This window comes from Rhodococcus sp. P1Y (assembly GCF_003641205.1).
GTDB lineage: Bacteria > Actinomycetota > Actinomycetes > Mycobacteriales > Mycobacteriaceae > Rhodococcoides.
This window is the reverse complement of sequence record NZ_CP032762.1, coordinates 5,670,974-5,694,806: the sequence shown is the minus strand read 5'-3', so window position 1 is coordinate 5,694,806 and position 23,833 is coordinate 5,670,974. Positions and strand designations below refer to the sequence as shown.

Here is a 23,833-nt window from a genome sequence, read left to right as displayed (position 1 = left end):
ATTTCTCGTAGTCTTTCGGTATGCGGTCCTCGCGGCTCCTGCAGCTGATGCTGACGCTTCAGCACGGTCGTTCGACGACGGCTCGGGCGCTGGCCGAGGAGACCGGTGTGTCGGTGCGGACGATCTATCGAGACATCACTGCGCTCGCAGCTGCCGGGGTACCCATCTGGACCGAGTCGGGTCCCGGCGGAGGAATCCGGTTGCTCGACGGTTGGCAGTCGAAACTGAGCGGCATGACGGGCGTCGAGACCACGGCGCTGATGCTCCTCGGCGTGCCCTCGATTGCTGCTGACCTGGGCCTCGGCGAGGCCATTGCCGCCGCCGAGAACAAACTTCTGAGAGCACTCCCTGCCCCGATGCGGACCGACGCGCAACTGTGGCGTGAACGATTGCACGTCGATGCGCCCGGATGGTTCACGCTGCCCGACGTCAATGTCCACCTCCCGGTCGTCAGTGCGGCAGTGTTCGCCGGGCGGGTGCTGGAACTGGGCTACCGAGGATCGACCCGGCGAGTGGATCCGCTCGGACTCGTCGCAAAGGCGTCGGTCTGGTATCTGGTGGCGTCGAGAGCAGACAGGGTTCTGTCGTACCGCGTGGACAGAATCGAGAGTGCGACGGCGGCAAGCGACCTCGCGACCCGGCCGGCGGATTTCGACCTTGCTGGGTGGTGGGCGGAGTCGATGGCGTCGTTCGATCGAGCGCTGCTGTCGTTTCCCTGTCGAGTTCGATTGTCGCCGAGCGCGATACGAGCACTCCCGAACGTCGTCGGACGCGAGGCGACCCCGGATCCGACCGATCCCGACGACGACGGATGGTCGACGGTCGACCTCGTGCTCGAAAGCGAGGAAGTGGCACTCGGGCAGCTGATGTCGTTGGGCGTCGGCGTCGAAGTGCTGTTTCCGGTCTCGCTACGGACAGCACTGCGTGAGGCAGGTCTGGAAATCGCCAGGCGTCACACCTGACTCTGAAAAATGCTAGTCAGGGTATGCTGGGCGGATGGCGATGACACTGAAAGGCGGGTTGGCGGACAGGTCGGCGTGGACCGCGGACGAATGCTCGATCGACAAGGCCATGGGCGTCGTCGGAACCCGATCCGCAGTGTTGATCATGAGGGAAGCGTTCTACGGAACCACCAGGTTCGACGACTTTGCGCAGCGGGTCGGAATCACCGAGGCGGTGGCGTCGGCGAGATTGAAGGACCTGACCGCCGCTGGCCTGTTCGAGAAGTCGCCCTATCGTGAACCGGGCCAGCGGACACGCTACGAATACCTGCTCACCGAGATGGGCAACGACCTTTTACCCGTCGTGCTGGGGTTGATGCAGTGGGGCGACAAGTACCTGCAGGACGGTGGCGGTCCGCTGCAGATTTTCAGCGAAGACGGAGCTCCGGCGCACGTGGCCGTCCTCGCCGACGGACACGACCGACGAGCTGACGAACTTGCCGTCAGAGCCAAAATCTCATGAGGTAGTTGCCGTACTGAGCGAAGATCTCGGGAACGCCGGACAGTCCGAACACCCAGTAGATGGCATCGAAGAAGACGGCGTTGACCTGCGGAACGAACAAGAATGCCACCAGGATCAGAATTCCGTAACCCTTGAAATTGGCCAGGGCGCGCCGGGTGTCGTTCGACAGGTACGGCTCTATCGCGGCATATCCGTCGAGTCCAGGGACGGGCAGCAAATTCAGGATCGTCGCCATTACCTGTAGAAATGCCAGGAAACTCAGGCCCCACCAGAATGCAGAGTGGTCGCCCTCCATGCCGAAGAGCCGAATGACGATCAAGAGGATCACCGCGACGACGGCATTGGCTGCGGGCCCGGCCAGCGAGATTCGCGTTTGCACCTTGGGCGGGAACATTCCCGTCCGCAGATAGACAGCGCCGCCGGGAAGACCGATGCCGCCGATGGCGATGAAGAAGATCGGCAGCACCACCGACAACAGAGGGTGGCTGTATTTCAGCGGATTCAGCGTCAGGTAGCCGCGCAGTTCCACCTCGCGATCACCGGCCCGGTACGCGGTGGCGGCATGGCCGAATTCGTGCAGACACACCGTCACGATCCAGCCGGCGAGAACGAGAACGAACACTCCGATGCGAGCGGAAGTGGACGCTGGGGATTGCGCGGTCCAGGCGAGTACGCCACCGGCGATGGTGATTGCGACGACGGCCAGGAAAACCGGGCTCGGCCTGACGCGGCGGCGTCGGAGCGGGATGCTCACCTGACCAACAACCACTCCCGGTCGTGGCGGTAGAACGTCGACCGCTTGACCTCTCGCTCGCCCGGTACTCCGTCACGGGTGAGGTTGGCGGCGATCGCGCCGAGCTGCATCGCCCGTCCGGAGACCCATCGACGACCGAAAAGCTTGCGGCGCCCGGTGACTCGCGCTTTCAGCCCAGGCATCTCGGCCGTCGGGATCACTTCGACTCCCGAAACCGCACCGGAGAACAGTTGGGTGTCGTCGACATAGGCCTCGCCCTCGAGGTCCGAACCGGCGGGGCCGTTGAAGACAGCGCGACCCACGACGGCTTTGCCTGCATCGTCGCGGATGAGCGGAACTGGGCCGGCGCTTCCGGTCATCGCGACCTTCGCTGCGCGAGAACCGGTTGCGAGACGGTAGATGTGCCCGGCCGTCGTAGCGGCTTCCGGCACGAACGCGATTTCGAAGTGAAGCCGCTCGGTGCGCATGAGCCGGGTCAGGACCGCGGCGAGGGAGGCGTCATCGCCCAAGACGATGAGACGTGGATCTTGGGTCGTGCCGACGACTGAGAAGAGGGTGTCGCATTCGTCGTTCGTCGGTATGGGAGAGGCTGGGGTGAGGGGCACGTCCGTCAGCGAAATGGGCAACGGCGGGCTTCCGCAGTGCAGGACGAACGGTGTCACAGTGCTCCCCATATAGGCCGATCGCGAGGGGCGGCACCCCTTGCGCACGACATGCGCTTGTTGCAGACCACCGTAGCGCCATGACGGGTGCCACACCCCCTCGGCTAGACTGACCTCCCGGCCTGCCTTCTCACGGCAGCAACCTGCGTTGACGTCAATACACAGAAGAGACACCAGGAGAGCACATGCCGGCGATAGTCCTGATCGGCGCCCAATGGGGCGACGAGGGCAAAGGCAAAGCCACCGATCTGTTCGGAGAGCAACTGCAGTGGGTGGTCCGCTACCAAGGCGGAAACAACGCTGGCCACACGGTTGTACTCCCCAACGGTGACAAGTTCGCTCTTCACCTGATTCCGTCGGGCATCCTGACTCCCGGCGTGAAGAACATCATCGGCAATGGCGTCGTCGTCGATCCGGGTGTCCTGCTGACGGAGCTGGCAGGGCTCGAGGAGCGGAACGTCGACACCTCCGGGCTGCTGCTCAGTGCTGACGCGCACCTGATCATGCCGTACCACGTGGCCATCGACAAGGTCACCGAGCGCTTCCTCGGAGCCAAGAAGATCGGCACCACGGGCCGGGGCATCGGACCCTGCTACCAGGACAAATTCGCTCGTGTCGGCGTCCGCGCGGCGGACGTTCTCGACGAGAAGATCCTGACGCAGAAGGTCGAAGCGGCACTGGAGTTCAAGAACCAGGTGCTTTCGAAGATCTACAACCGTCGGGCGTTGGATCCGCAGCAGGTGGTCGACGAGGTCCTCGGCCAGGCGGAGAAGTTCAAGCACCGGATCGCCGATACGCGACTCGAGCTCAACCTCGCGCTGGAACGCGGCGAGACCGTCTTGCTCGAGGGCTCGCAGGGCACGTTGCTCGACGTCGACCACGGCACGTATCCCTACGTGACGTCGTCGAACCCCACCGCAGGCGGCGCAGCAGTCGGATCCGGAATCGGTCCGAACAAGATCACCACAGTCCTCGGCATCCTCAAGGCCTACACGACGCGTGTCGGCTCGGGCCCGTTCCCGACGGAGCTGTTCGACAACTTCGGCGAGTACCTCGCCAAGCAGGGCGGCGAGGTCGGTGTGACGACGGGACGCGCCAGGCGCACCGGATGGTTCGACGCTGTCATCGCGCGATACGCCACCCGCGTCAACGGCATCACCGACTACTTCCTGACCAAGCTCGACGTGCTCTCCAGTCTCGACACGGTCCCCATCTGCGTGGCCTACGACGTCGACGGTGTTCGTCACGACGAGATGCCGATGACTCAGACCGGCTTTCATCACGCCAAGCCGATCTACGAAGAGATGCCCGGTTGGTGGGAAGACATCTCCGGCGCTCGGAAGTTCGAGGATCTACCGCAGAACGCGCAGAACTACGTCCTGCGCCTCGAAGAACTCTCGGGCGCGTACATGTCCTGCATCGGCGTCGGGCCCGGACGTGACCAAACGATCGTGCGTCGGGACATTCTGAATCCCTGATTCTTCTTCCCTTCAAGCCCCGCACTTTTCGGAGTGCGGGGCTTTTTGGTGCGCCTTTTCCAACTCCAAGTTTGTATTCGAGCGCGTGTTTGCCTTTCCTTGAACAATGTCGCGTAATTTGCGTGACCAGTTCGCGCTCTGGGTGGATACTCGACGCCAAGTACCCGAGGAGGGCGTGCGATGTCCACTGAATACAACGGTCTCGACGTTTTCGGATTTCAGTTCGATCGCTTTGCTTACGAACATTCGTGGATCGGCCGACAGGTGGGCGAGTTCATGCTCGGCCCTGGAGGCGGCGGGATGCTCGAGTATCAGCACGCCACCGTTTTCGCTCTTCCCGAGGGTGGCGCTCACGAGGTTCACGGTCCCATCCTCGCGTGGTACCTAGCCCACGGAGGCCCGTACGGATCGCTGGGCTATCCGATCAGCGACGAGAAGCCGACGCCCACCGGTTTCGGGCGCTACAACCTGTTCGAACGAGGCGCCATTGGTTGGCTGCCTGGTACAGGTGCGTTCACGATCGGCGGCGCGCAGGAAGGTCGTGATGTCACGCCGGGCCCCGACGCTGAAGCAGTGTCGGCGGTAGAGGCTCCGAGCAGCGAATCTTTTCTGGTGTAGAAATCGGACGGTCGGTCTGGTTTCGCGCCGTTACACCGTCATCAAGAGTGTAACGCGGCACTGATCCGCTTTCAGTTCTTGTAATTCGGACCTTTCGATATCCGGCGGAATTCTTTTCTTTATAACGTTTCTAGATTCTTGCGATGATTGGTAACGCGCTCGGAATACGATTCGATAGTTGGTTCAGTCAGCGCACAAAGCGCCTGCCACCCAACCAAAAGAAATGAGTCGGGGCATGACCGATCAGGTTCAGAAGTCAAACAGGAAGCGCAAAGTCCGCGCATTGCTTGCCGGTGGTTTGGTGCTCGGCGTGGGTGCCGCAGTCACCTTGGCGGCGTGGACCGACAATGTCTGGGGTACTTCCGAGTTCAGTACGGGCGACACTGCTTGGAACCTCCAGGGAAACTTCACCGCAGACGGTGCCCCGTCTGGTTGGGACGAGTACGCGGAGCAGACCGACGCGGGAGACATGTTGTTCCCTTTCCCGGCTTTGCAACTCACGCCAGGAGACACGGTCTTCGCCCCTGTCGGGTTGAGGGTCGAGGAGGCAAATCAGTACGGCGCGGCAGTGCAACTACTGGGCGCAAGAACGTTGACGGGAACTACCCCGACAACCGGTTTGACCCCGCTTTTGACGTACTCGGTTTCGACGATCGCCAGCGCGAGTTCGTGCGCAGCGGGCGCCACGGTCACCGGCAATATCGTTCCAGCAGGGACTGCATTGACCGCTGGAACAGCACCAGCCGCGATCACCTTGCCTGATACGGGGGCCGCCGTTCAGTTGTGCTTCGCTGTGACCCTGCCGAGTACGGCGGGCTTGGACGCAGCGGGTCTTACGACCGGCGACCTGTATTGGCAGTTCGCAGGCACCTCCATCGACTAGATATCAGTGTCATCACATAGGTCACGGCAGCACCGTGCACTGGCGGCAGGGGGGATAGTCCTCGGTTTCGGGGCTGTTCTCGTTGCTGCCAGTTGGACGGACAGCGTCTTGGGCTTCTCTAGTTTTCAATCGGGCAGTCGGTTCGGAATCCAGTCGAGCGTTAACAACGGGGCGTCTTGGACTTCGAATCCGTCCACCGGTGCCACGAATGTGTTGAGCTTTTCGCCAGCGGTGACTGCGGTTGTGCCTGGGTCGGTGTCGTACGCCTCGATCCAACTGCGCAGCGAGGTCGGTTCATCGGCGGCAAACGTTTCTCTTTCCGGTGCCCAGTTGACCGGTGACGCAAATCTCGGGGGAGCGCTGGTCTATCGTGCTGTCCGGCTCCCTGCGGTCGGGACGAGCTGTGCCAGATCAGCATTCGACGGGTCACCTGCATGGGTGGCGGGTGCAGATGGCGCCGTACCCCTCACCACGGGATCCGCTGGCAACGTGATAAGCCTGCCCGCCGCTTCAACGACAACTGCCGGGCCCGCCACTGCTGTCTGCTTTGAGATCGGTTTGCCCGCATCCATTGCGAATTGGACCAATTCTGCTCTCCAGGGTAAGACCTCAAGGCCTGACTGGGCATTCAAAGGCACTTCCTAGAAAGATGGACATGACGCAAGCACGACACGGCTCACCGAGACGCAAGAGTTCGGTGTGGTCGATGCTCGGGGACTACGTACTGAACATTCTGGCCGTCGCAGGCGTGGTGTGCATCGGCCTTGTGATTGCGGCCTTCGCTTTCAACATCACCCTGATCATGTTTAAGACGGGGTCTATGTCACCGGCCATTCCTACGGGATCGCTGGCCGTGGTCAGGGAGGTCGCAGCCGACTCTGTCGATGTTGGAGATGTGGTCACGGTAGATCGGCCCGGCCAGCTGCCCGTCACCCATCGCGTGGTTTCGACAGACCCACTACCCGGTTCGACGACAACGTTCCTCGAGCTCAAAGGTGATGCCAACGCTGAAGCTGACGCAGGTTTGTACGAAGTCGTGAAGGTACGAAAAGTTCTGTGGTCGGTGCCGGGGCTTGCGCGCGTTATCGTCTATTTCTCAAATCCCGTTGTGATGGGCGGTATTACGATTGTGATGGCCGGACTGGTGGTAGCTGTATTTTGGCCGCGTCGCACGGACCGATCCGAGAATGACGAGTCTGACGCGGATACAGGCTTCGAGGTAGAGCCGCACTGATGGCGACCAAGAGGCAACGTTCCGTCTTCACCCTGGGAATCGTCGCAGTGCTGATGGCAGCCTTGCTCGGACGGTCGCAGGGATTTCTCGCCGAAACGGAAGCAGTCTGGACCGACCCGGAACATACATCTGCTTCAATCACGTCGGGGACGTGGACTACGGCCGGTTATGGGCTTGGTATTGGTGCGAAAGTAGTTTCTGCCGGCGGAATTCGCGTTCTCGGTGGCTCACCCCCTCCCTGGGTTGGTGCGTCCGGATCTCGTGACGCCTCAAGCGGGCCTACACCCGGGAGTCCCGGGCGAACCATTGGTAGTGGAACTGGACCGTACGATTCGATCAGCGGAATCGGCGTTAACAGACTCCGTATGGGCGGCAATTCTGATTTCACAGGAGCGGTTGGAGCAACCGGTTGTGGTTCGTACTCAGTGGGGGTCATCTCCCCCGTCTACTGTGGAGCCACCGCCGCAATAGCAACGGCATCGGCATCGGTCAGTTCGATGCACCTAGGCGGTTCCGTTCTTCAGCTGGTCGGTCCACTCATCACGACCTCGATAGTTTCGATTGCAGGCAGCGCGCAGGCGTTGTCGGCTGTCGTCACATGCGACTTGATTCTTGGCACATCAGCTATCACGCAGCAGCCCACGGCTGGAAGCCCGAGCATCGGCAACGGGACTATCTCCATTGGCGGCACAGCCGTTGCAATTCCCCCCTCCGGGAGCAAGACGATAGTCCCGAACGGGACGATCAGTCAGGCTGGCGTTGGATATCGCGACATCGTTTTGGATAGCACGCAATCCTCAGGCGGCGCCAACGGTTTTGCCAAACTGAAGCTAACCGGGAGTATCAGCCTGCTAGGGCTCAATCTTCTGCCCTTGTCCTTCGACGTCGACCTCGTGTCAGTGCAGTGTGGGCGGGGCACAGCGCCATCGGCGACCGCCGCCAGCGCACTCGCCCGAACCGCAGCTGCCCCGGAAGCTGCGCCATCGTCGGTCCCCCCCTCCTCATCCGAGACAACCACGCCCGACACTGCGACACCTAGCTCATCCGAAACGGCCACCGAGTCCCAAACGACTACGCCGAGTACTACACCAACTACGGCAGAAGAGGCTGCAGCACCGCCGCCCGAGGTGACGACAACGACCGAACCCCCGCCCGTCGAGGCTGCTGAACCACCCCCGGTCGAGACGGCCGAACCCCCACCGACCCCTACGACGACGACGCCACCACCCACGACAACCGAGCCACCGGACCCTGCGACGGTCTTCACTGGACCGGCCGAGGGGAACGTCGAGACCTTGACGTTCGCAGGTGATGTCGTCTGCACCGCACCCACGGGCGCGGATTACACCGGAACCGTCGAATTGACTTGTGACGACGGCAGCTCCGTCGCCGCCATCGGTTCCGCGTTGACCCCTGCAGGGGTGGCGGCGTCGACGGCCGGGGGAGTGTGGTCGCCGGTGCTGACGGCGGGAGGTACGGCAAGGCCAGTTCTAGCGGCCACCCGCGGTTGAGATAACTGCCCGATAGTTCGCCCCTACGGCTGGGCGGGCACGCTCAGAACAACGTCGGCTCCCCGAACCCCGCGACGCCCTCGATGGCCAGAATTCTCTGCTTCGTCGACGCCCCGCCGGGAGCGGAGAAGCCTCCTACCTCGCGGCCCGCGCCGACGACCCGGTGGCACGGGATGATGACCGGCACTGGATTGCGGCCGAGTGCACCTCCGACTGCCTGGGCCGCACCTGGAACTCCCAGCCGCGCGGCGACGGCGCCGTAGGTAAGCGTCGAACCCCTCGGGATCGAGCGGGTGAGGTCGTACACGGCTCGGTCGAAGTCGGAGACGTCGAGAATCACCGGTAACGCCGACAGGTCCGGCAACAAACCGTCGAACAACGCCGTGATGCCGTCGACTGCAGGACCGGACACCTCGTCGACAACGCCGGGAGCGTCCGAGAAGCCGGTCAAGTAGGCGACCAGAGATTCCTCTGCTTCCGGGAGGGCGACGGCGGTGATCCCGGCGGAGTTCCAGGCCACGCCGCATCGGCCGAGGGCGGTGTCGAACAGCGCGTAGGGCACAGCTCCAGTATGACCGCAACGTTCTAGTGGCATGGTTGGGTGCCATAGGGGGTACGTAACCCCTCCACTGGAGTATCAGTCCACTGAGTCCATGATTGGACTTGATCGAAAGGGCCAGTGAGCGAATACTGACGGTCATGGCTATCCGAGTCCTCAATGCAACGTCCGTGGCCCGCGATCTCGGACGTTGGCGGACCGACACGGAGGACGGAAGCGGGCGGCGTCGAACATCGAGACCCACCTACCGCGCCCTTGCCGACGGGGTCAGGCTTCTCATCCACGACGGTAGGATTCCGCTCGGCGTCGGGCTCCCCAGCGAGCGTGATCTGTCGGCGGCACTCGATCTCAGCCGCACCACGATCACCTCGTCGTACGCGGTTCTGCGTGAAGAGGGCTATCTGATCAGCAAGCAGGGCGCGAGAAGTACCGTTGCGCTGCCGGATATGGCTCGGCCGAACGGCCTTCTGGTGCAGTCGCGAAACTCCACTGGTCCGGTCATAGACATGAGTCACGCCGCGATGGCCGCACCGACGGAAGCGATGATGTCGGCGTACAGCTCTGCGCTGCAAGCACTTCCGACGTACTTGTCCAATCATGGAATGGAGCCGATTGGCTTGTCCGTGCTGCGGGAGTCGATTTCTCGTCGCTTCACCGAGCGCGGATTGCCGACGACTCCCGATCAAATCATGGTGACCTCGGGCGCGCAGCAGGCAGTCCGCTTGCTGCTCGGGACGTTGACCTCGCCGGGGGACAGAGTCCTGATCGACCACCCGACGTATCCCAATGCGCTCGAAGCGATTCGGCGAGTCGGGGCCAGGCCGGTGCCGGTTCCGATTCAGCCGGAGGGCGAACCGTGGGACCTCGACGGGATTCGAAGCGCAGCACGGCAAACTGCGTCGAAGGTCGCCTACATGATTCCCGACTTCCACAACCCCACCGGACGGTGCCTCGACGCCGACGGCCGAGCAGAACTGGCCAAGATCGCCAGGGACACCTCGATGACTCTGATTGTCGACGAGACCATGGTCGACCTGTGGCTGGATGCACCGCCTCCTCCGCCGGTCGCGTCGTTCGGCCGGGTGTCGGGAACGGACATCGTGACGATCGGGTCAGCGTCGAAATCGTATTGGGGCGGTCTGCGAATCGGCTGGATACGCGCCAACCCGTCGTTGATCAGTCGCCTGGCCGGCTCACGCGCGGCGCACGATCTCGGCACATCGATCATGGATCAGCTCGCGGCTGGATTCTTGCTGCAGGACGCCGACGCGATCCTCGAGACGCGGCGGGTCCAGCTTCGTGAACGCCGGAACGCTCTGGAAAGCGCACTGGCCGAACATCTTCCGGACTGGACCTACCGTCGGTCGACGGGTGGAATGTCGCTGTGGCTGCAAATTCCCGCCCCGGTGTCGAGTGCGCTTGCTGCCACCGTCCCGGCGTTCGGTGCGGTACTGGCCGCGGGACCTCGGTTCGGGGTGGAAGGCGCGTTCGAGCGGTTCATCCGTATGCCCTACACCCGCGAACCTGCCGAGTTGGCGGCCGCTGTCTCGGCGACCGCGGCCGCGTACCAGGCGTTGGCGCCGAACATCGACACCCAGCAACCGGCCCTGGTCTTTTGACCTATGTGAATAGAAATACACAGCCCCTATGTATTTCTATTCACGTGCGGCGAAGCCGCCTACTGCCAGACGGACTCGGCGTCGACTGCGGTCGCCGAGGGAGCCGTCGGGATGCCGTTGGGCGTGCGTGAGAACCGCGGTGCCGGGCGGTGCTGGGTGACCCCACCGACCTCGATGAGTGTCTCGCGTTCCTTGAGATGCCTTTGCTCGGGTGCTTCGGCGAAGGTGAGGATGGGGGATACGCACGCGTCGGCTCCGTCGAAGATGACGGCCCACTCGTCGCGCGTCTTGGTCTTGAACGTCGCGGTGAAGAGTTCGCGCATCTCGGGCCAGCGATCGCGTTCCCCTTGTCCTGGGGTGGTGGCGGGATCGAGTTCCAGTAGCCTCAGCAACTCGGCGAAGAACTGGGGTTCGAGTGCCCCGACGGCCATGTGCTTGCCGTCGGAGGTTTCGTAGGTGTCGTAGTAGGGCCATCCGGTGTCGAGCATGTTGACCCCGCGCTCGTCGGACCACGCACCGACGCCTCGCATACCCCAGATCATGTGGGACAGAGCCGCGGTGCCGTCGACCATGGCTGCGTCGACTACCTGGCCTTGCCCTGAGGTCTGGCGCTCGAACAGTGCCGCGAGAATTCCGAAGATCAGGAACATCGAACCGCCGCCGAAGTCGCCGACCATGTTCAGCGGAGGGACGGGCTTCTCGCCCTGTCTGCCGATGGCGTGTAGGACACCCGTGACGGAGATGTAGTTGATGTCGTGTCCGGCCGCAGAGGCCCATGGGCCCTCCTGGCCCCACCCGGTCATGCGGCCGTAGACGAGTCGAGGATTGCGCTCGAGGGCGACATCGGGGCCGAGGCCGAGGCGTTCGGTGACGCCGGGGCGGAACCCCTCGATGAGGACATCGGCGCGCTCGACGAGGCCTAGTACCTTCTCGACGTCGGCGGGGTCCTTCAGGTTGGCTTCGACGATAGTGCGGTTGCGCAGCTGTTGATCGTGCTCGGAGATCTGCCCGGCGCGCTGCACACGGACGACATCTGCACCTAGATCTGCCAGCAACAGCGCGGCATGGGGCCCGGGGCCGATCCCTGCCAGCTCGACTACCCGAAGTCCTGTAAGCGGTCCACCACTACTCGACACGTTTCCTCGTTCCGATCAGGCCGACAATGAGAATGAAGACTGTGAATCGAGGTTAACTTAAGCATGGACGTCCAAGCAGTCCGGGCCTATGGATAATGGGCGGGTGAGCTCAGGATACGAACAGCCAAGGATCGGTACGCCGTTGTCGCCGGGAGCTACGCGGGTGATGTTGCTCGGTGCTGGTGAACTGGGCAAAGAGGTGATCATCGCATTTCAACGGCTGGGCGTCGAGGTCATCGCGGTGGACCGCTACGAGAACGCACCTGGGCACCAGGTTGCCCATCATGCGTTCACCATCGACATGAGCGATCCCGAGCAACTGCTGGCGCTGATCGACGCTCAACAGCCCGATTTCGTCGTGCCCGAGATCGAAGCGATCGCCACCGACGCACTGGCCGAGGTCGAGAAACGCGGCCGCACCGTCGTCATCCCGACGGCGCGCGCAACGCAGCTGACGATGAACCGCGAGGGTATTCGCCGGCTCGCCGCGGAAGACCTGCGACTGCCGACGTCCCCGTATGCGTTCGCCGATTCGCTCGAAGACGTGCAAACCGCGCTCGCCTCGATCGGCTTCCCCGCGGTGATCAAGCCGGTGATGTCCTCGTCGGGCAAGGGGCAGTCCGTGGTCCGCGGACCCGAGGACGTCGCGCAGGCGTGGGAGTACGCCTTGAAGGGCGGCCGCGTCGACTTGGGTCGCGTCATTGTCGAGGGTTTCGTCGACTTCGACTACGAGATAACTCTTCTCACCATCAGGTCAGCTCAGGGAACCGACTTCTGCGAACCCATCGGGCACCTGCAGAAATCCGGTGACTACGTCGAAAGCTGGCAGCCGCAACCGATGTCGGAGGCCGCGCTTGCCGCAGCGAAGGACGTCGCGGACAAGATCACGACGTCTCTCGGCGGACGAGGTCTGTTCGGGGTCGAGTTGTTCGTCAAGGGCGACGACGTCTACTTCTCGGAGGTGAGCCCACGCCCGCACGACACTGGGCTGGTTACCCTTCGGACGCAGCGCTTCTCGGAGTTCGAACTCCATGCTCGCGCGATTCTCGGTCTGCCGGTCGACACGACCCTGATCTCGCCGGGTGCGTCCGCCGTGATCTATGGCGGCGTCGATGCAGAAGGAATCGCATTCGAGGGCGTCGCCGACGCGTTGGCCGTTCCCGAGACCGATCTCCGGCTGTTCGGTAAGCCCGAGAGTTTTGTTCGACGGCGCATGGGCGTCGCGGTCTCCACCGCAGGAGACATCGTCACCGCACGCGCGAGGGCGACGGACGCCGCGGGCAAGGTCCGTCCAGTCGCGTGAGTATCTGGGGCGAACTACTCGTCGGGCTGGCGATCGCGATCGGACTCGTCGGGATCGTCGTCCCGATTCTGCCCGGGACCATCCTCATCCTCGCGGCAATTGCCGTGTGGGCCTTCGTAACCGGCGGCACTGCGGCGTGGGTGACGTTCGGAATCGCAGCGCTTCTACTCGTCGCGAGCGGGGTCGTGAAATACACCTGGCCGGGCCGTCGTATGAAAGATGCAGGCATCCCGACGCGGTCGCTCGTCGTCGGCGGGCTGGTCGGTATCGTCGGATTTTTCGTCATCCCGATCGTCGGACTCTTCATCGGGTTCATCCTCGGTACGTACGTAGCCGAGCTACCGCGGCACAGGAGCGCAGCCGGCGCGTGGACATCCACCGTTCATGCCACCAAAGCGGCGGGTCTGTCCATCCTCGTCGAGCTGTTCGGAGCCCTCCTCGCGGCCGGTGTGTGGCTCGGAGCCGCAGTCTTCGTTTGACCCGAGCCCTACTTTGACCCGAGCCCTACTTGACCCGATACCAGGCCCGAGCGTTGGTGCCGAGGACGGCGGGTAGGTCCCCGCCGACGGCTTCGGCGACCAGGTCGATATCGGATTCGAGGAAGCGACGGGGCGCGCGAGTACCCGGCAGGTCGGTACCGAACATCAGCGCGGTCGGGTTGACGTGATGAATCTGTTTGATCGCGTCCGCGATGTCCATGTCGACCCGCCCGAATCCCGACGCTTTCACCCGGACGCCGCGATCGACGAGATCGAGCAGATAGGGCAGCCCGTGATGCGACATCCCCAGATGATCGATGCTGACCGCAGGGAGTTTGGACAGGATCGGTTCGAGCGAGAGCAGCATCGTTGCTTCGACGTACAACTCGGCGTGCCAGCCGACCAGGTCGTGAGCTTGTCTGGCCTGAGCGGTGAGCCCCTGTACATCAGTGGCGCCGCGTTTGAGGTTGAGACGGATCGCTCGGACACCTGCGTCGTCGAGCCTGAGAATCTCTTCGTCGGTCGTCTCGGGATCCAACTGCGCGACGCCGACCCAGCTCGGGCCGAGGGCCTCCAGCGCTGCAACCAGATAGGCCTGATCCGTTGTGTGAAACGAGGAACTGATGACGGCTCCGCCGGTGATTCCCAGACCGTCGGTGTCTCGCTCGTAGTCCTCGATCGTGTACGGCTCCGGTGGATAGCCCTGATTCTCGACCAGCGGGAACCGCGGATCGAGTATGTAGCGATGGGCGTCGAACACAGATGACAGCATGCCAGCTACACCGTTCGAGCTCCCCAGGACCCGCGGCGGTGTTTGAATCGAAACATGAAACCCGACGCCACAGTTGTCCTCGACGGTTACACCTTCTTCGAATGTCCGCGCTGGCACGACGATCGAATCTTCATATCGGACTTCTACAGTCAGCAGGTGTTGTCGGCCCGGGAGGACGGATCCGACGTTCGCGTCGAGGCCGAGGTGCCGCAGCAACCGTCGGGACTCGGTTGGCTGCCGGACGGGCGAATGCTGATCGTCTCGATGCGTGATCACACCATTCTGAGGCGTGAGGACGACGGGTCCCTCGTGGTCCACGCCGACTTGTCGTCGTACGTGAGCGCCAACCTCAACGACATGCTCGTCGACGCCCACGGCCGGGCGTACGTCGGCAACTTCGGCTTCGATCTGATGAACATGGCGACCCCGGATACGGCAGATCTTCTACGGGTCGATCCGGACGGGTCGGTGCAGGTCGTGGCCAAGGATCTCTATTTCCCGAACGGTATGGCGTTGACGCCCGACGGCGAACTATTGGTCGACGAGACCGTCGGCAACCGGATCAGTGTTTTTGCCGTGCACCCCGACGGTTCGCTGGGGGAGCGACGGGACTGGGCGAAGTTCGCGGAGGTGCCCGACATGGGCGATATGGCCACGGCGCTTGGGCAGCTGGTCGTGGCTTCGGATGGGTGCGCGATCGACACCGACGGTTCGTTGTGGGTCGCGGACGCTTTGGGCCAGCGCATCGTGCACGTAGCGCCGGGCAAGGGCATCGTCGATCAGCTCGAATTCGATACCGGCGTGTTCGCCTGCGGGCTCGGCGGTGCCGACGGCCGAACGTTGTATGTCTGTGCTGCGCCGGATTTCAACGAGCACCAGCGCAAGGTCGAAACGGCGGCGCAACTGCTGGCTGTGCGGGTGTAGGCGCTGCGCGCCCGTGAGTGGGTAGTTACGTCGGGCGGTAATTACCCACTCACGGGCGGCGAGCCGGCTAAGCCTTGTCGGGCTCGGAGGCCTTGAGCATGTCTTCGCGTTCGACGACCTTGACGCGTTCGCGGCCTTCTTCTTCGCCGAGGGAGCGTTCGTGGGCGTCGAGGCGGTACCAGCCGTCCCAGGTGGTGAAAGGGACCTGCTTGCCTTCGAGGAAGGAGGTCACCTCGTCGAGACCCGGCTCGGTGGCGCCGGTGAAGTTCGGTGCGTCCTCGAGCAGGTTGGCGACGGTTTCGTTGGCGTCGCCTTTGGTGTGACCGATGAGGCCGACGGGTCCGCGTTTGATCCAGCCGGTGACATAGGTGGCGGGGACGACGGTGGTCGACGACGGCGATTCGACGACTCTGCCTGCTTCGTTGGGGATGGTGCCGGCTTGTTCGTCGAAGGGGAGTTGGCTGATGTTCTGGGAGAGGTAGCCGACGGCGCGGTAGACGGCTTGGACGTCCCAGTCGTTGTATTTGCCGGTGCCTTTGACGTTTCCGGTGCCGTCGAGTTCGGTGCGCTCGGTGCGCAGGCCGGTGACCTTGCCGTTGTCGCCGAGGATTTCGGTGGGGGATTCGAAGAAGTGCAGGAACAGTTTGTGGGGGCGGGTGCCGACGTCGCGGATGGCCCAGTCCTGGAGGGTGTTGGCGACCATGTCGACCTGTTTGGAGTTGCGGCGTGCTTGTTCGGAGCCTTCGTCGTAGTCGATGTCTTCGGGGGCGACGATGACTTCGATGTTGGGGGAGTGGTCGAGTTCCCTCAATTCCAGTGGTGTGAATTTGGCTTGTGCGGGTCCGCGGCGTCCGAAGACGTGGACTTCGACGGCTTTGTTGGCTTTGAGGCCTTCGTAGACGTTGGCGGGGATTTCGGTGGGGAGTAGTTCGTCGCCGGTTTTGGCGAGGACGCGTGCGACGTCGAGGGCGACGTTGCCGACGCCGAGGACGGCGACTTTTTCGGCGTCGAGGGGCCAGGTGCGGGGGACGTCGGGGTGGCCGTCGTACCAGGAGACGAAGTCTGCGGCGCCGTAGCTGCCGTCGAGGTCGATGCCGGGGATGTTGAGTGCGCGGTCGGCGTTGGCGCCGGTGGAGAAGATGACGGCGTCGTAGAAGCGGCGTAGGTCGTCGAGGGTGATGTCGGTGCCGTAGTCGATGTTGCCGAGTAGGCGTACTTGTGGTTTGTCGAGGACTTTGTGGAGGGCGGTGATGATGCCTTTGATGCGGGGGTGGTCGGGTGCGACGCCGTAGCGGATGAGCCCGAACGGGGCTGGCATGCGCTCGAAGAGGTCGATGCTGACACCCGGGCCGCTGACATTGTGGTCGGACTTCATGAGTGCGTCGGCGGCGTAGATGCCTGCCGGTCCCGCGCCGACGATGGCAACGCGGAGAGGACGAGTCTGATCAGTCATGTGCAGCGAACTACCTTCGTCGAGGGCATGAGCGGACACCCCAGCATAAATTAAGTGTTACCTGATCTGGGCTGGTGGTCGTGCTTACAGGCTACTTCGCACCGTTCTCACACTCCAGACGGTGTCGACTTGAGCTAATTCCCTGTTTCAGGTAGGAATTGCATCATGCACACGACATTCCTGGTCCGGCGTATCGCCCTGGACTTCTGTCGTACGTGCACCAACGCATGTTGTCGGTGACCGTTCCCGATCTCAGGGCAAGAGTTCTCTCTTCACGCCTCATTCTGTCGGCCATTTCCCCACTTCATTTCTCGCGTGCGCACAAGCGTCGCCCTCTCCGCTGAATCCGCGATCGGCGTCGTCTGTGAAGTGCACCGAAGGAGCAATCATGACTACCGTTGAAACCAGGGTCTCACTCACGCTCGACAAGTTCGGCCCGCGGTTCGGTGCCGAGGTCATCGGCCTCGACGTCGCATCGGCGTCGGATGCCGAGGTGCGTGCCATCCGAGACGCTCTCGTCGAACACAAAGTTCTGGTGCTGCGTGGGCAATCGCTCGACGACGAAGGCCAGATCGACTTCGGCCGGCGGCTCGGCGAACTCACGGCGGGCCATCCCGTCCACGACAGCGGTCATGTTGCTGCCGAGGTCTATGCCCTCGACAGTCAGGACAACGGGTTCGCGGACGTCTGGCACACCGACGTCACGTTCATGCAGCGTCCGCCGATGGGGTCGATTCTGCGCCCTGTTGTTCTTCCGCCGCACGGGGGTGACACCAACTGGGCCGACAGTCAGCTGGCCTACGAATCACTCGCAGCCCCTGTGCGTCAGATGATCGACCAGCTCACCGCCGTGCACGACGGCAACCGCGAGTTCGGCTACTACCTCTCGCAAAAGCGCGGGGGCAAGGGCAATGTCTGGGACGGCAAAGAGGTGACCGCGCTGGTACCCGTCGAACATCCAGTGGTTCGGGTACATCCCGAAACGGGACGCAAGGGCATCTTCGTCAACCCCGGATTCACCTCGCACATCGCCGGCGTATCCGAAGCGGAGAGCCGCGGGATACTCGATTTCCTGTATGCGCACCTCACCAAGCCTGAGCATGTGGTTCGGCATCGCTGGCGTCTGGGGGATCTCGTGCTGTGGGACAACCGCAGCACCTCGCACTACGCCAACCGCGACTACGGCACCGAGCATCGCGTCATGCACCGCATCACGCTGCGCGGTGACATCCCGGTGGGACCCCAGCAGAAGTAAGTGAATGTCCTGCAGGGAAGATTCCAGGCATGGCGTCGTGGAGTGAACGTAGGCAAAAATGGGTCGACAGCCGTGAGGAAGCGCAGAACAACGCGTCCGCAGCGGCTGCCGCCGGCCGTTCCGATGCAACTGCGGGTGAGCGCCGACCACCGAACGCGTGGCCGTTCATTCTCGCCGCCGGGATAGTCGTCGTGTTGCTTGCAGGGATCTTTCTCGCTGCGAGATTTGCCCCCGCCGAGGACAATGTGACGCAAGCACAGTTGCTCACCGACAGCATCACCGAGTTCGTCGAAGCCCAGAACAACGGCGACGCCGAACAACTGCGTTCGACGACGTGCGACCAACAAGTAGGTCAGTTGATCACCGGCACCGACGAAGCCTACGAGCAGGCCCGCGCCGCCGACGTCGCCGAGAACGGCAAGTTGGTTGTCGACGGTGCCCCGACCGACTACGAGATCAACGGCGACCGCGGGATAGTGACAGTTCCGACAAAGCTCGAGAAGATCGGTACGACATCGATCGATCAGTGGAAGTTCGTCCGAGTCGACGACGAGTGGCTCGTCTGCAACGTGTGAAAGGCTGATCGACGTGACTTACGCAGGTGACATAACCCCGGAAGCGGCCTGGGAGCTGCTTCAAAACGATCCGCAGGCCGTCCTGGTCGACGTTCGCACACATGCAGAGTGGCAGTACGTCGGCGTGCCGGACACGTCCTCGATCGACCGCCCGACGCACCTCATCGAGTGGGTCAGCTACCCGAACGGCGCGCGCAACACGAACTTCGTCGATCAGCTCAAGGAAGCAGGCGTCGACGGAGAGCGGCCCGTGGTCTTCCTCTGCCGATCCGGCCAGCGGTCCATCGGGGCAGCCGAGGCGGCCACCGCGGCAGGGATCGGACCGTCGTACAACGTGCTCGACGGTTTCGAAGGCGCCACCGACGCCGACGGCCACCGCGGCACTGTCGGTTGGCGTGCGGTCGGATTGCCGTGGAGGCAGCAGTGAGCGAGAGAGTTCCAGGGCTGCCGAGAGGCGGAGGCTTCGACAAACCGCTCCCAGATGGCGTAGGCCAGGGCACTCTCGGAGTGCGAGGCGGGCTGATGCGATCGGGGTTCGACGAGAACGCCGAGGCGCTCTACCTGTCGTCCGGGTTCGTCTACGAGAGCGCTGGTGCGGCCGAGCAGGCGTTCACCGGCGAGATCGACCACTTCGTCTACTCGCGTTACGGCAACCCGACGGTCAAGATGTTCGAGGAGCGTTTGCGGCTGATCGAAGGTGCCGAGGCGTGTTTCGGTACGTCGAGCGGCATGTCGGCCGTGTTCACCGCGCTGGGTGCATTGTTGAAGGCCGGTGACCGATTGGTCGCCGCGCGTAGCCTTTTCGGATCCTGCTTCGTCGTCTGCAACGAGATTCTGCCCCGCTGGGGTGTCGAGACCGTGTTCGTCGACGGTGAAGACAACGCCCAGTGGGAAGAGGCCTTGTCGGTTCCGACGACCGCGGTGTTCTTCGAGACGCCGTCGAATCCCATGCAGTCGCTCGTCGACGTCGAGCGAGTGTCGGAACTGGCGCACGCTGCGGGCGCAACGGTGGTGTTGGACAACGTGTTTGCGACGCCGCTGCTACAGAACAGCCTTGAGCTCGGCGCAGACGTGGTGGTCTACTCCGGTACCAAGCACATCGACGGTCAGGGGCGAGTGCTCGGTGGCGCGATCCTCGGCTCGCGCGAGTACATCGACGGACCGGTTCAGACTCTGATGCGTCACACCGGACCCGCGCTGAGCCCGTTCAACGCGTGGACCCTGCTCAAGGGCCTCGAGACGATGCCGGTGCGCGTGCGACATTCGACGCAGTCGGCATTGGAGATCGCGCGATTCCTCGAAGGGCATCAGGCGGTGTCGTGGGTGAAGTACCCCTACCTCGAGTCGCACCCTCAGTACGAGCTCGCACAGAAGCAGATGAAGGGCGGCGGCACCGTCGTCACCTTCGAATTGGACGCACCCGAGGGCGAAGGTAAGAAGCGCGCCTTCGAGGTTCTCGACGCTCTACGTATCGTCGACATTTCCAACAATCTCGGTGACGCCAAGTCGCTCATCACCCATCCTGCCACCACGACGCACCGAGCCATGGGCCCGGAAGGCCGTGCGTCAGTAGGCCTTTCCGACGGTGTCGTGCGCATCTCCGTCGGACTGGAGGACACCGAGGATCTCATTGCCGATCTGAAGCAGGCGCTGGGAGGCGTCTAACCCAGATCGAAGGCCGAGAGCACCGTGCGAAACTTGGCGGTGGTCTCGGCCAGCTCGTCCTCGGGGTTGGACGCCTCGACGATGCCGCCACCGGCCGTGGCAAGCGCAGACAAACCGTCGGCTGCAAGTTCGAGGCCGCGGATGGCGACCATCCATTCGCCGTCGCCGGTGTCGTCGGACCAGCCGACCGCACCCGCATAGAAGCCGCGGGGCCCTTCGATGCGTGCGATCGCGTCCATTGCAGCCCTGCGTGGCACACCTGCAACCGCGGGTGTCGGGTGCAGAGCGACCGCCAGATCCAGTGCCGTGGTGGAGGTATCGCGCAGAATCCCGGTGATCGGCGTGCTCAGGTGCCATAGCTGTGGGGTGCTGCTGAGCTGAGGTTCGTCCGGTATCTGCACGTCGCTGCACAACGGCTCGAGGGCAGTTCGAATTTCGTCGACGACGAATCGGTGTTCGGCTTGCTCCTTGGCGCTCGCGGCGAGGCGTTCGGAGATGTCACGGTCCGTCGCCGGGTCTTCGCTTCGGGCGGCAGTGCCAGCGAACGGATGGCACGAGACCGTCCTTCCCTTCCGCCTGACGAGCAACTCCGGACTCGAACCGACGAGGAACTTGCCGGCAAAGTCGCCGCCCGCGGCAGACAGGTCGACGGCATACCCGTAGCCGAGCGGATCTCGGCGCACGAGTGCACCCAGAACTGCGAACGGATCGATCGGGGCGTCGGCATGAAGGCGGAGGGATCGAGCAAGCACCACCTTCTGCGCTGAGCCGTGACGGAGAGAATCGACGAGTGCCCGCACTCGGTCGACATGCACGTCGGACGAGGGAACGTGCTCGCCGATACGAACCTGGGGAAGCTGCTCTAGCCCGTCGGGCCGCCACGGACCAGTCGATGTGGTGAAGGTTCGAGGGTGGACGAGCGCGATCGGGTCGGCGACGTCGAACGGCAGCGCACCGACGATGGGAGTCCCGTCCCTGGCAGCGTCGGTGGCCTCTCGGATTGTGGAGAACACGCGCTCGACGCCTGTTGCTTCGACGTTGTAGCCCTCGCGCGAAAGTACGAAGCCTGCTCCCACCATCAGAAAGGCGACTGGGTGCGACCGACGAGGTCGGCGACGGAGTTGATCACCTTCGTCGGTCGGTACGGATAGTTCTCCACCGACGCAGTGGTCGAGATGCCGGTCAGGACCAGGATGGTTTGCAGGCCGGCTTCCAGTCCGGACAACACATCGGTGTCCATCCGGTCACCGATCATCAGCGTGCTCTCGGAATGCCCACCGATGGCGCGTAGCGCGGAGCGCATCATCAGAGCGTTCGGCTTTCCGACGTAGTACGGCTCCTTCCCCGTCGCCTTGGTGATCAGCGCTGCGACGGATCCGGTGGCAGGTAGTGAGCCTTCCCTCGACGGGCCGGTGGCGTCGGGGTTGGTTGCGATGAACCGTGCGCCCTTTTCGACGAGGCGGATCGCGGTGGTGATCGCCTCGAACGAGTAGGTGCGGGTCTCGCCGAGCACGACGTAGTCGGGACTGGAGTCGGTGAGGACGTAGCCGATGTCGTGCAGTGCCGTCGTGAGGCCGGATTCGCCGACCACGTACGCGCTGCCGCCCGGGCGCTGATTGCCCAGAAAGTTTGCTGTGGCCAGTGCCGATGTCCAGATGGACTTCTCCGGGATATTGAGCCCGGTGCGTTCGAGCCTCGCTCGGAGGTCGCGCGGCGTACGGATCGAGTTGTTCGTCAGCACGATGAAAGGAATTTCGTTCGACTGCAGCTCGGCGACGAACGCGTCGGCCCCGGGAATGAGGTGGTCCTCGTGGACGAGTACCCCGTCCATATCCATGAGGTAGGTCCATTGCTGCGGTTCGTCGAGTGAGCTCACGTCACCATTGTGCCCTCAGTCGTGCGCTTTTTCGGTCGTAGTGCCGCTAACTTGCTCTCTTCAGCGCAGTCCGACGTAGCGAGCGCTCGCGCGCGGTCATGCCGCCCCACACTCCGAACGGTTCGTTCGTCGCGAGCGCAAACTGTCGGCACTGCGAGATGACGGGGCATTGTTCGCACAGAACCTTTGCTTCGTCTTCGCGCTGACGTCGCGCGGTCCTGCCTTCGCCCGACGGAGAGAAGAACACGTCGGAGCTCTTGCCTCGGCATACCGCGTCGAGCTGCCACTGCCACGCTTCTGTCGATGGTGCCATGAGTCGATGATGACGGTCCAACAGACCGCTGAGAAGGTTTCGAATCATCGAGCGTCTAATGATGAGATGAATTTCAGGTTCGGTCACTTGGCTGTGCCCATCGGTGGCGTTCTTGTTGGGCTGACTCTGTTCGAACCGAGATCCGGAAACTTCGCTTACGTCGCGGGCGGCGATCGTCTCGACTCACTGCTGTTCAGCGACGTCACTGCCGTTGCTTTGGCAGGGGTCGTTGCCGTTCTTACGGCCTGTTTCGTTGCTCGCGCAGGACTTGCTGTCGGCTTGGTGGTAATCGGGGTTCTACTGATCTCGATTCCGATGCTCGCCCCCGCGATCCTCGGTCTGTACTTCAACGGACTGGGAGCCGGGCTGGTTCTCGGCGGGCTCCTTGTTCTGTGCCGCACAGGGCCACTCGCGTGGTTGCAGAGTGCGCTCGCAGTCGGTGTCCTGCTCGGGTCGATCGACATGGTCAGCACGATTCCTCGGCGGTACGCCGATTACTCGGCAGTAGGCGACGATCTCGGATCTACGACCGGTTGGCTGTTGCTGGCCGGTACGGGATGCCTGACGCTCTTCCTGTTCTTCTCGGACATACGAGCGGACGTCCTCGATCGCAGAGACCTCACGTTCGGGCTCGGTCTGCCCGTTGGAGCTCTGGCGGTCTACTGGCTGTACATACGTGCAGCCTCCGGCGAGTCCGATCCGGGATCAGTGTGGCCGGCCTCCGTCGCTTGGGCGGTCGTGACGGTGGCCGTTCTCCTGGGCTCCCTGTGGTTGTCGCGGGGATCTCGGACTGCAGGCCTGATCGCCGTAACCGCCCTTGCGGTGGCTGCCGTCGACGCACAACCCACATTCGTCACCGACGGACGGTGGACCTTTGTCGGTGTGGTCACGGCAGTCATCGGCGCAGTGGTCGGTCGGAGGTGGCCGGCACCGGTGGTCGGTATCGGCCTTCTCGCCGGCGTGGCTGCAGTGGGAACTGTCGACGGATCGCTGGCCGCCTTGATGTTTCCTGCCGTCGCGGCGTTCGCGCTCGCCTCCAGCGTGCCGACCACCGGTGCAGTTGCTGCGCCTGCGCTTCTAGCCCCTCTCCTTCTCGTCTTGCCCTTCACAGCCGATGTCGGCTGGACGGCGAACGGGAATCTCGACGGCTGGACCGCGATCGGACCGTCGCACGAAGAGCTGGTCATCGCCGATGTGGCGGGCATTGCGACAATCGCGCTGTGCGCGGTGGTGGCCTGGGTTCAGGTACGCCGGCGCACGGTGACACCAACGGACGGTGAAACCAACGGACGGTGAAACA

At 63.3% G+C, this 23,833-nt stretch carries 25 protein-coding genes; 16 read left to right on the top strand and 9 right to left on the bottom strand.

Annotated elements, in window-relative coordinates; translation table 11 throughout:
* Nucleotides 1–20: 20 nt before the first annotated feature.
* Both D8W71_RS26385 and D8W71_RS26380 read left to right on the top strand, forming a co-directional pair.
* Nucleotides 21–962 carry a helix-turn-helix transcriptional regulator gene (locus tag D8W71_RS26385; protein WP_121118031.1) on the top strand — a complete coding sequence of 314 codons (942 nt, stop codon included), beginning with the start codon at nt 21–23 and terminating at the stop codon, nt 960–962.
* Nucleotides 963–996: 34 nt separating this feature from the next.
* Nucleotides 997–1,464 (top strand): winged helix-turn-helix transcriptional regulator, encoded by a 468-nt coding sequence (locus tag D8W71_RS26380; RefSeq protein ID WP_121118029.1) that lies wholly within the window; start codon nt 997–999, stop codon nt 1,462–1,464.
* Here the strand turns inward: D8W71_RS26380 and D8W71_RS26375 are convergent.
* Entirely contained in the window at nt 1,445–2,218 is a 774-nt protein-coding gene (locus D8W71_RS26375; protein ID WP_201265200.1) for a site-2 protease family protein, read from the bottom strand. The two genes, D8W71_RS26380 and D8W71_RS26375, sit on opposite strands and share 20 nt — an antisense overlap.
* On the bottom strand, nt 2,215–2,892 hold the full coding sequence (locus tag D8W71_RS26370; protein ID WP_121118025.1) for a hypothetical protein: 678 nt from the start codon (nt 2,890–2,892) through the stop codon (nt 2,215–2,217). The genes D8W71_RS26375 and D8W71_RS26370 overlap by 4 nt, the downstream gene beginning before the upstream one ends.
* 173 nt (nt 2,893–3,065) lie before the next feature.
* Here D8W71_RS26370 and D8W71_RS26365 point away from each other — a divergent pair, with 173 nt between their 5' ends.
* The 5 genes from D8W71_RS26365 (at nt 3,066) to D8W71_RS27435 (ending at nt 8,604) form a co-directional block, all read left to right on the top strand.
* Nucleotides 3,066–4,358 (top strand): adenylosuccinate synthase, encoded by a 1,293-nt coding sequence (locus tag D8W71_RS26365; RefSeq protein WP_121118023.1) that lies wholly within the window; start codon nt 3,066–3,068, stop codon nt 4,356–4,358.
* 180 nt (nt 4,359–4,538) lie between these two features.
* Complete coding sequence (locus tag D8W71_RS26360; RefSeq protein WP_121118021.1) at nt 4,539–4,976, top strand: LGFP repeat-containing protein; 438 nt, start codon at nt 4,539–4,541, stop codon at nt 4,974–4,976.
* Nucleotides 4,977–5,211: 235 nt separating this feature from the next.
* Complete coding sequence (locus tag D8W71_RS26355) at nt 5,212–5,859, top strand: SipW-dependent-type signal peptide-containing protein (RefSeq protein ID WP_121118019.1); 648 nt, start codon at nt 5,212–5,214, stop codon at nt 5,857–5,859.
* A gap of 655 nt (nt 5,860–6,514) precedes the next feature.
* On the top strand, nt 6,515–7,093 hold the full coding sequence (locus D8W71_RS26350) for a signal peptidase I (RefSeq protein ID WP_236077621.1): 579 nt from the start codon (nt 6,515–6,517) through the stop codon (nt 7,091–7,093).
* A 1,127-nt stretch (nt 7,094–8,220) separates the two neighbouring features.
* Entirely contained in the window at nt 8,221–8,604 is a 384-nt protein-coding gene (locus D8W71_RS27435; protein WP_153275436.1) for a hypothetical protein, read from the top strand.
* 43 nt (nt 8,605–8,647) lie between these two features.
* Here the strand turns inward: D8W71_RS27435 and D8W71_RS26340 are convergent, their stop codons facing one another.
* Nucleotides 8,648–9,166: a methylated-DNA--[protein]-cysteine S-methyltransferase gene (locus tag D8W71_RS26340; RefSeq protein ID WP_121118013.1), complete on the bottom strand. Its 519-nt coding sequence runs from the start codon at nt 9,164–9,166 to the stop codon at nt 8,648–8,650.
* A gap of 137 nt (nt 9,167–9,303) precedes the next feature.
* On the opposite strand from D8W71_RS26340, the gene yczR reads away from it, so the two are divergent.
* The gene (yczR, locus tag D8W71_RS26335) at nt 9,304–10,782 is read left to right on the top strand and encodes a MocR-like transcription factor YczR (protein ID WP_121118011.1); all 1,479 of its coding nucleotides are present in this window, start codon (nt 9,304–9,306) and stop codon (nt 10,780–10,782) included.
* Between the two features lie 59 nt (nt 10,783–10,841).
* On the opposite strand, the gene D8W71_RS26330 is transcribed toward yczR, so the two are convergent.
* On the bottom strand, nt 10,842–11,918 hold the full coding sequence (locus D8W71_RS26330; RefSeq protein WP_121118009.1) for a CaiB/BaiF CoA transferase family protein: 1,077 nt from the start codon (nt 11,916–11,918) through the stop codon (nt 10,842–10,844).
* 166 nt (nt 11,919–12,084) lie between these two features.
* Here D8W71_RS26330 and purT point away from each other — a divergent pair, with 166 nt between their 5' ends.
* Both purT and D8W71_RS26320 read left to right on the top strand, forming a co-directional pair.
* Nucleotides 12,085–13,221 (top strand): formate-dependent phosphoribosylglycinamide formyltransferase, encoded by a 1,137-nt coding sequence (gene purT, locus D8W71_RS26325; RefSeq protein ID WP_236078162.1) that lies wholly within the window; start codon nt 12,085–12,087, stop codon nt 13,219–13,221.
* The gene (locus D8W71_RS26320) at nt 13,218–13,700 is read left to right on the top strand and encodes a DUF456 domain-containing protein (protein ID WP_121118005.1); all 483 of its coding nucleotides are present in this window, start codon (nt 13,218–13,220) and stop codon (nt 13,698–13,700) included. Before purT ends, D8W71_RS26320 begins: the two co-directional genes overlap by 4 nt.
* Before the next feature lie 25 nt (nt 13,701–13,725).
* On the opposite strand, the gene D8W71_RS26315 is transcribed toward D8W71_RS26320, so the two are convergent.
* Nucleotides 13,726–14,472 (bottom strand): amidohydrolase family protein, encoded by a 747-nt coding sequence (locus tag D8W71_RS26315; RefSeq protein ID WP_121118003.1) that lies wholly within the window; start codon nt 14,470–14,472, stop codon nt 13,726–13,728.
* Nucleotides 14,473–14,526: 54 nt separating this feature from the next.
* Here D8W71_RS26315 and D8W71_RS26310 point away from each other — a divergent pair, with 54 nt between their 5' ends.
* Nucleotides 14,527–15,396: an SMP-30/gluconolactonase/LRE family protein gene (locus tag D8W71_RS26310; RefSeq protein WP_121118001.1), complete on the top strand. Its 870-nt coding sequence runs from the start codon at nt 14,527–14,529 to the stop codon at nt 15,394–15,396.
* Nucleotides 15,397–15,463: 67 nt separating this feature from the next.
* Here the strand turns inward: D8W71_RS26310 and D8W71_RS26305 are convergent, their stop codons facing one another.
* On the bottom strand, nt 15,464–16,849 hold the full coding sequence (locus D8W71_RS26305) for an FAD-dependent oxidoreductase (protein ID WP_121117999.1): 1,386 nt from the start codon (nt 16,847–16,849) through the stop codon (nt 15,464–15,466).
* A gap of 385 nt (nt 16,850–17,234) precedes the next feature.
* Here D8W71_RS26305 and D8W71_RS26300 point away from each other — a divergent pair, with 385 nt between their 5' ends.
* From D8W71_RS26300 to D8W71_RS26285, 4 genes are read left to right on the top strand one after another with little or no spacing between them, the layout of a single operon-like run.
* Nucleotides 17,235–18,104 (top strand): TauD/TfdA dioxygenase family protein, encoded by an 870-nt coding sequence (locus tag D8W71_RS26300; protein WP_201265463.1) that lies wholly within the window; start codon nt 17,235–17,237, stop codon nt 18,102–18,104.
* A gap of 29 nt (nt 18,105–18,133) precedes the next feature.
* Nucleotides 18,134–18,679: an Rv0361 family membrane protein gene (locus D8W71_RS26295; RefSeq protein WP_121117997.1), complete on the top strand. Its 546-nt coding sequence runs from the start codon at nt 18,134–18,136 to the stop codon at nt 18,677–18,679.
* A 13-nt stretch (nt 18,680–18,692) separates the two neighbouring features.
* Nucleotides 18,693–19,106 carry a rhodanese-like domain-containing protein gene (locus D8W71_RS26290; RefSeq protein ID WP_121117995.1) on the top strand — a complete coding sequence of 138 codons (414 nt, stop codon included), beginning with the start codon at nt 18,693–18,695 and terminating at the stop codon, nt 19,104–19,106.
* Nucleotides 19,091–20,344, top strand: coding sequence for an O-succinylhomoserine sulfhydrylase (locus tag D8W71_RS26285; protein WP_121117993.1), 1,254 nt, complete (start codon nt 19,091–19,093; stop codon nt 20,342–20,344). Before D8W71_RS26290 ends, D8W71_RS26285 begins: the two co-directional genes overlap by 16 nt.
* On the opposite strand, the gene D8W71_RS26280 is transcribed toward D8W71_RS26285, so the two are convergent.
* The 3 genes from D8W71_RS26280 to D8W71_RS26270 all read right to left on the bottom strand — a co-directional run bounded on the left by D8W71_RS26280 (nt 20,341) and on the right by D8W71_RS26270 (nt 22,533).
* Nucleotides 20,341–21,423: an isochorismate synthase gene (locus tag D8W71_RS26280; protein WP_121117991.1), complete on the bottom strand. Its 1,083-nt coding sequence runs from the start codon at nt 21,421–21,423 to the stop codon at nt 20,341–20,343. The two genes, D8W71_RS26285 and D8W71_RS26280, sit on opposite strands and share 4 nt — an antisense overlap.
* Nucleotides 21,423–22,181 carry an HAD-IIA family hydrolase gene (locus D8W71_RS26275; protein WP_442972067.1) on the bottom strand — a complete coding sequence of 253 codons (759 nt, stop codon included), beginning with the start codon at nt 22,179–22,181 and terminating at the stop codon, nt 21,423–21,425. Before D8W71_RS26275 ends, D8W71_RS26280 begins: the two co-directional genes overlap by 1 nt.
* A gap of 85 nt (nt 22,182–22,266) precedes the next feature.
* Nucleotides 22,267–22,533 (bottom strand): WhiB family transcriptional regulator, encoded by a 267-nt coding sequence (locus D8W71_RS26270; RefSeq protein ID WP_121119956.1) that lies wholly within the window; start codon nt 22,531–22,533, stop codon nt 22,267–22,269.
* A gap of 66 nt (nt 22,534–22,599) precedes the next feature.
* On the opposite strand from D8W71_RS26270, the gene D8W71_RS26265 reads away from it, so the two are divergent.
* Nucleotides 22,600–23,829 carry a hypothetical protein gene (locus D8W71_RS26265; RefSeq protein ID WP_121117987.1) on the top strand — a complete coding sequence of 410 codons (1,230 nt, stop codon included), beginning with the start codon at nt 22,600–22,602 and terminating at the stop codon, nt 23,827–23,829.
* Nucleotides 23,830–23,833 lie beyond the last annotated feature (4 nt).

Excerpts from the sequence above, each read along its gene's own strand:
- D8W71_RS26370 (WP_121118025.1), bottom strand. The coding sequence starts at position 2,892 with ATGGGGAGCACTGTGACACCGTTCGTCCTGCACTGCGGAAGCCCGCCG.
- D8W71_RS26275 (WP_442972067.1), bottom strand. The coding sequence starts at position 22,181 with ATGGATATGGACGGGGTACTCGTCCACGAGGACCACCTCATTCCCGGG.
- yczR (WP_121118011.1), top strand. The coding sequence starts at position 9,304 with ATGGCTATCCGAGTCCTCAATGCAACGTCCGTGGCCCGCGATCTCGGA.
- purT (WP_236078162.1), top strand. The coding sequence starts at position 12,085 with ATGTTGCTCGGTGCTGGTGAACTGGGCAAAGAGGTGATCATCGCATTT.
- D8W71_RS26270 (WP_121119956.1), bottom strand. The coding sequence starts at position 22,533 with ATGGCACCATCGACAGAAGCGTGGCAGTGGCAGCTCGACGCGGTATGC.
- D8W71_RS26365 (WP_121118023.1), top strand. The coding sequence starts at position 3,066 with ATGCCGGCGATAGTCCTGATCGGCGCCCAATGGGGCGACGAGGGCAAA.
- D8W71_RS26385 (WP_121118031.1), top strand. The coding sequence starts at position 21 with ATGCGGTCCTCGCGGCTCCTGCAGCTGATGCTGACGCTTCAGCACGGT.
- D8W71_RS26350 (WP_236077621.1), top strand. The coding sequence starts at position 6,515 with ATGACGCAAGCACGACACGGCTCACCGAGACGCAAGAGTTCGGTGTGG.
- D8W71_RS26305 (WP_121117999.1), bottom strand. The coding sequence starts at position 16,849 with ATGACTGATCAGACTCGTCCTCTCCGCGTTGCCATCGTCGGCGCGGGA.
- D8W71_RS26380 (WP_121118029.1), top strand. The coding sequence starts at position 997 with ATGGCGATGACACTGAAAGGCGGGTTGGCGGACAGGTCGGCGTGGACC.
- D8W71_RS26265 (WP_121117987.1), top strand. The coding sequence starts at position 22,600 with ATGAATTTCAGGTTCGGTCACTTGGCTGTGCCCATCGGTGGCGTTCTT.
- D8W71_RS26310 (WP_121118001.1), top strand. The coding sequence starts at position 14,527 with ATGAAACCCGACGCCACAGTTGTCCTCGACGGTTACACCTTCTTCGAA.
- D8W71_RS26355 (WP_121118019.1), top strand. The coding sequence starts at position 5,212 with ATGACCGATCAGGTTCAGAAGTCAAACAGGAAGCGCAAAGTCCGCGCA.
- D8W71_RS26315 (WP_121118003.1), bottom strand. The coding sequence starts at position 14,472 with ATGCTGTCATCTGTGTTCGACGCCCATCGCTACATACTCGATCCGCGG.
- D8W71_RS26360 (WP_121118021.1), top strand. The coding sequence starts at position 4,539 with ATGTCCACTGAATACAACGGTCTCGACGTTTTCGGATTTCAGTTCGAT.
- D8W71_RS26280 (WP_121117991.1), bottom strand. The coding sequence starts at position 21,423 with ATGGTGGGAGCAGGCTTCGTACTTTCGCGCGAGGGCTACAACGTCGAA.
- D8W71_RS26295 (WP_121117997.1), top strand. The coding sequence starts at position 18,134 with ATGGCGTCGTGGAGTGAACGTAGGCAAAAATGGGTCGACAGCCGTGAG.